The organism is Halochromatium sp. (assembly GCF_046541315.1).
In the GTDB taxonomy this organism is placed as follows: domain Bacteria; phylum Pseudomonadota; class Gammaproteobacteria; order Chromatiales; family Chromatiaceae; genus Lamprobacter.
On sequence record NZ_JBKHDN010000193.1, the window covers coordinates 1 to 5,262 of the forward strand.

A 5,262-nucleotide genomic window follows, 5' to 3' on the forward strand; every position below is an offset into this window, starting at 1 on the left:
CGACCACCAGCGCATGCGTCACGCAACCGTTCATCCGCGGACACTGGGCTATCTGGGGCGTGCCCTGAGTCTCGAATACTCGGCCGTGCAGCAGTACATGACGCAAGCGGCACTGGCCGAGGCCTGGGGCTTGAACGAGGCGGCCGATCGCTTTCGCCGCGAAACCGTCGAGGAGATGCAGCACGCCGAACGCCTGGTCAAGCGCATGCTCGGCCTGGGCGTGGCGCCGAATGCCTCGCAGATGCGCCCCGCCGGGGTGGCCCGTAACCTGGTCGACCTGCTGCGCCAGGACGCTGTGCTCGAGGCCGAGATCGTCGCCCTCTACGACGAGGCGACGCGCTTCTGTCGTCGCATCGGCGATCACGAGAACGCCGAGTTCTTCAATGGTCTGCTCCAGGACGAGCTGCATCATGCTGGCGAGATCGAGACCTGGCTCGAGGCCCTGGGCGTACCACGACATCAACCGCACGAACGGGCCTATTTCTGATGGCGGCATCGACGCCCGAGAGCGGCGCTCATCCCTGGCGCGAGCGCGCGCGTCCACGGCGCTTGGAACGACGCGTTGTGTTCGACGATTATGAGTCCTTGCGCGACTTCCTCGATCAAGTGGCAGCGCTGTCGGAAACCACCGAGATCTTTCCGAACTTGAGCTTTGGCCGTACCTATGTGAACTTGACCCTCTTTGCCGAAGAGGGCACGGAGCAGGTCGGCGAGGCGTTGCATGCCTTCGCGCGCCAGGTCGATGCGTTCCTGGAGGACGCCGACCGTGCCGATGACGCCTAACGGGCGGCCCGCAGGTCCGTCATCCCGATGACCGACGCCTTGCATCCCGCATACTGGTTGGAGAATGGATCATGAGCGAAGAGAACACCCCATCGGCATCGACCGGGACATCCGCGACGGCCTCGAGTTCGGCCGCCGCGACGGCAACGATGCGCAAGAAGGCGCCGGCCAAGGCCGCCACGCCGGCCCGCAAGGCCCGGCACCCACGCACCGCGCAGGCCCAGTCGGGGACGTTTGGCGTGGCCGCGCTCGCGAGCGCGTCGCGCGCGCACAATCCCTCCCTCGACGATCCCTATCACGGCGGTCATCGGATCTGGCCAGATTGATCCGGGCTGGCGTCATCACCCGCTCGTCCCCAGCTGCTGGTGCACATCCGGCGGCGCGCCGACCGGCCAATCCAGGCCGGGGGCCTGTCGAGTCGAGGGCATGCTCGCGTGGCCGGACGTAGACCCAAGGGCGAACCTGCTGGAAGCAGTCGTCACAGCGCGATGCCCACACCCGTCACTGCCGATACCCTGGAGGTGCGCACCAGCACCGGCGGGCATGGCTCGGATTATCTGATCCGCCACACCACGCTGCGCCAGCTGCAACTGCTCGAGGCCATCGTCCGGCTTGGCAGTTTCACGCGTGCCGCCGAGGAACTCTTTCTCACCCAGCCGACGGTCTCGATGCAGATCAAGAAGCTCTCCGAGGCCATCGGCACGCCGCTGTTTCGCCACGTCGGGCGCACCATCGAGCCGACCGACGCCGGCCGCGAGGTGCATGCGGCCTGTCGCGACATCCTCGGTACGCTGTCCAACCTCGAGATCAAGCTCGCCGATCTGAAGGGGCTCAAGCGCGGGCGCCTGCGGCTCGGGGTGCTGACCACCGCGAAGTACGTCGCCCCCGAGATCCTCGGCGCCTTCTGCCGCGAGTATCCGGGCATCGATGTCTCGCTCAAGGTCACCAACCGCGAGCATATCCTCGAACGCCTGCTCGGGCATGATGACGATCTCTATGTGATGGGCCAGCCGCGCGAGACCAATGATCAGATCCAGACCATCCCGTTCGCGCCGAATCCGCTGGTGATGGTCGCCAGCGTCGACCATCCGCTGGCGGCGCAACGCGCGATCCCGCTCAGCGCCCTGGCCGAGGAGAACTTCATCCTGCGCGAATCCGGCTCCGGTATTCGCGATGCGGTGCTCGCGCACTGTGCCGCCGGCGGTCTGGTGCCGCGCGTGCGCATGCAGCTCGGCAGCAACGAGGCGATCAAGCGCGCCATCGTCGGCGGTCTCGGGATCGCCGCCTTGTCCCTGCACTCGCTCACCCTCGAAAGCGCCGGCGGGCGTCTCGCGCTGCTCGATGTCGAGGGCTTTCCGATCGTTCGCCGCTGGCACCTGGTCTATTCCCGGGCCCGCGAGCTGTCGCTGATTGCGCGCACCTTTCTCGATTTTGCCATCGCTTACGAGCCCGAGATTCGGGAGCGCCTGGCCGAGGCCGAGACCAATTTCGCGCGCGTGCGCGACAGTCTGATCGCCCGGCCGCGCTCAGCCCCGGCCTCAGACTAGACGACAGTTTTTTCTTCCAGGCCATGTCCACACAGCATCGCTCCCCGGACCAGTATCCCTATCCCGTCGTTCGCATCGGCATCATTGGCGGCGGTCAGCTCGGCCGCATGCTGGTGAAGTCGGCCAAGCGCCTCGGCTGCACCTGCGTCGTGCTCGACCCGACCCCCGGATCGCCGGCCGGTCAGGTCTCGGGACACCAGATCCTGGCCGATTCGCACGATCTCGAGGCCTTGCAGCAGCTGGCGGATCAGGTCGATGTGATCACCTTCGACATCGAGGACATCGATGTCGACATCCTCGGCGTGATCGCCGCACGGGGTCATCGCATCCTGCCGCCGACGGCGCTGCTCGCCGAGATCCAGGACAAGCTGCGCCAGAAGCAACGGCTGCAGGCGCTCGGCATCCCGAGCGCCGAATTCGTTGCCGTCGAACGGCCGGATGCGGAGGCGTTCGCGCGTTTCGGGTATCCGCTGGTGCAGAAGGCCCGGCGCGGCGGCTATGACGGTCGCGGCGTGGTGGTGATGCGCTCGGCGGACGCCTTCGCCCACGCGCTGCCGGTGCCGGCGTTGATCGAGCGGTTCATCCCTGCGGCCAAGGAACTGGCGGTAATCGTGGTGCGGGCCCAGGATGGCGAGGTGCGCAGTTATGATCCGGTCGAGATGTGCTTCCGCCCCGGCGAGAACATCCTCGATCTCCTCCTGGCGCCGGCCCGGCTCACCGCCGAGACGGCGGCTGCGGCCCGGCGCCTGGCGATCGAGACGGTGACCGCGTTGGAAGGGGTCGGCATCTTCGGCGTCGAGCTGTTTCTCACCGAGGATGGCGAGCTGTTGGTCAACGAGGTGGCGCCACGCACCCATAATTCCGGTCATTACACCATCGAGGCCTGCATCACCGATCAGTTCGAGCAGCATCTGCGCGCGATCACCGGGCTGCCGCTCGGGGTCACCGATCAGCTGATGCCGGCGGCGATGATCAACCTGCTCGGCGCGCCGGGCGAGTCGGGGCCGCCGGTGATCGGCGGCTTGCGCGCGGCGCTGGCGATTCCCGGCGTCTCGGTGCATCTCTATGGCAAGGCCGAGACCCGGCCGTTCCGCAAGATGGGCCATGTCACGGTGCTGGACACGGATATCGAACGCGCGCGCGAGAAAGCGGAACGGGTGCGCGCCTTGATCGAGATTGGAGGCGAAAACAGGCCATGAACGGGCAGCATGATCAGTCCCAAGACAAACCGCAGGATCCGCCTCAAGACAGGCCCTTGGTCGGCGTCATCATGGGCAGCGATTCGGACCTGCCGGTGATGCAGGCTGCGGCCGATGCGCTTGCCGAACTGGGGGTGGCGTATGAGCTGAGCATCGTCTCGGCGCATCGCACCCCCAAGCGGCTCTACCGCTATGCCGAGCAGGCCGCCGCGCGGGGCCTGCGGGTGATCGTCGCCGGAGCCGGCGGCGCCGCGCATCTGCCCGGCATGGTCGCGGCAATGACGCCGCTGCCGGTGATCGGAGTGCCGGTCAGATCCGCCGCGCTCTCGGGCCAGGATTCGCTGTTGTCGATCGTGCAGATGCCGGCCGGGGTGCCGGTGGCGACCGTCGCCATCGACGGCGCCAGGAATGCCGGGCTGTTGGCCGCGCAGATCCTGGGCACCGCCGATCTCGAGTTGCGCGCGCGGATTCAGCACTACAAGGAGCGCCTCGAGGCGCAGGTCTTGGCCAAGGCGGAACGGGTCGAGGCCGGCGAGATCACGGCCGAGACCGTGCGCGCCGCGCGCGGCGGCCGCTGAGTGACTGTCCAGAAATGACTTCCCGAGCTCGGAGCGACCGGCCGCGGCAGCTTCGGGAAGCACATGATGGATCCGGGCAGCCTGTCGATGCTCGGATGGCATTGCCGCTGGGGAGCGTCTCATGGAGATCGCCGAGCTATTGACCTTCGCTGTCGACAACAACGCCTCGGACCTGCACCTCTCGGCCGGTTTGCCGCCGATGATCCGGGTCGATGGCGACATGCGGCGGATCGATGTGCCCGTGCTTGAGCAGCGCGCGGTGCAGGCGCTGATCGACGCGGTCATGAACGACCGGCAGCGCCAGGAGTACGCCGAGCGCCTGGAGACCGACTTCTCGTTCGAGCTTCCCGGCGTCGCGCGCTTTCGCGTCAATGCCTATCGCCAGAAGCGCGGTGCGGCGGCGGTCTTTCGCAGCATTCCCTCCCGGGTGCCGACGCTCGACGATTTGCAGGCCCCGGAGCTGTTCAAGCGCATCATCGATGTGCCGCGTGGGCTGGTGCTGGTGACCGGGCCGACCGGCTCGGGCAAATCGACCACGCTCGCGGCGATGGTCGACTCGATCAACGACCAGGAAGACGCCCACATCCTCACCATCGAGGACCCGATCGAGTTCGTCCACGTCAGCAAGCGCTGCCTGATCAATCAGCGCGAGGTGCATCGCGACACCCTCGGCTTCAGCGCGGCGCTGCGCTCGGCCCTGCGCCAGGACCCCGACATCATCCTGGTCGGCGAGCTGCGCGATCTCGAGACCATCCGGCTGGCGCTGACCGCCGCCGAGACCGGCCACTTGGTCTTCGGGACCCTGCACACCAGTTCGGCGGCCAAGACCATCGACCGCATCATCGATGTGTTTCCGGCCGCCGAGAAGAGCATGGTGCGCTCGATGCTCTCGGAATCCCTGCGCGCGGTGATCGCGCAGACGCTGCTGAAGAAGACCGGTGGCGGGCGCATCGCCGCCCACGAGATCATGATCGCCACCCCGGCGATTCGCAATCTGATCCGCGAGGACAAGATCGCGCAGATGTACTCCTCGATCCAGACCGGTCAGGCACACGGCATGCAAACCCTGGATCAAAACCTGACCGGGCTGCTCAAGCGCGGGCTGATCGCGAAGGCCGATGCGCGCGCCAAGGCGCAGAACAAGGAGTCCTTCCA

The 5,262-nt window shown here is 67.0% G+C and carries 7 protein-coding genes; all 7 read left to right on the forward strand.

The window, feature by feature from the left end; all coding sequences use genetic code 11:
- Positions 1 to 13: 13 nt before the first annotated feature.
- Complete coding sequence (locus ACLFQI_RS11300; RefSeq protein ID WP_410759408.1) at positions 14 to 487, forward strand: bacterioferritin; 474 nt, start codon at positions 14 to 16, stop codon at positions 485 to 487.
- Positions 487 to 783 (forward strand): pterin-4-alpha-carbinolamine dehydratase, encoded by a 297-nt coding sequence (locus ACLFQI_RS11305; protein ID WP_410759397.1) that lies wholly within the window; start codon positions 487 to 489, stop codon positions 781 to 783. The genes ACLFQI_RS11300 and ACLFQI_RS11305 overlap by 1 nt, the downstream gene beginning before the upstream one ends.
- Before the next feature lie 71 nt (positions 784 to 854).
- On the forward strand, positions 855 to 1,109 hold the full coding sequence (locus ACLFQI_RS11310; protein ID WP_410759399.1) for a hypothetical protein: 255 nt from the start codon (positions 855 to 857) through the stop codon (positions 1,107 to 1,109).
- Between the two features lie 162 nt (positions 1,110 to 1,271).
- Positions 1,272 to 2,330 (forward strand): LysR family transcriptional regulator, encoded by a 1,059-nt coding sequence (locus ACLFQI_RS11315; RefSeq protein WP_410759400.1) that lies wholly within the window; start codon positions 1,272 to 1,274, stop codon positions 2,328 to 2,330.
- Between the two features lie 23 nt (positions 2,331 to 2,353).
- Entirely contained in the window at positions 2,354 to 3,529 is a 1,176-nt protein-coding gene (locus tag ACLFQI_RS11320; RefSeq protein WP_410759402.1) for a 5-(carboxyamino)imidazole ribonucleotide synthase, read from the forward strand.
- Entirely contained in the window at positions 3,526 to 4,107 is a 582-nt protein-coding gene (purE, locus tag ACLFQI_RS11325; protein ID WP_410759404.1) for a 5-(carboxyamino)imidazole ribonucleotide mutase, read from the forward strand. The genes ACLFQI_RS11320 and purE overlap by 4 nt, the downstream gene beginning before the upstream one ends.
- 121 nt (positions 4,108 to 4,228) lie before the next feature.
- The coding region (locus tag ACLFQI_RS11330) for a type IV pilus twitching motility protein PilT (protein ID WP_410759406.1) at positions 4,229 to 5,262 on the forward strand (1,034 nt) is incomplete at its 3' end.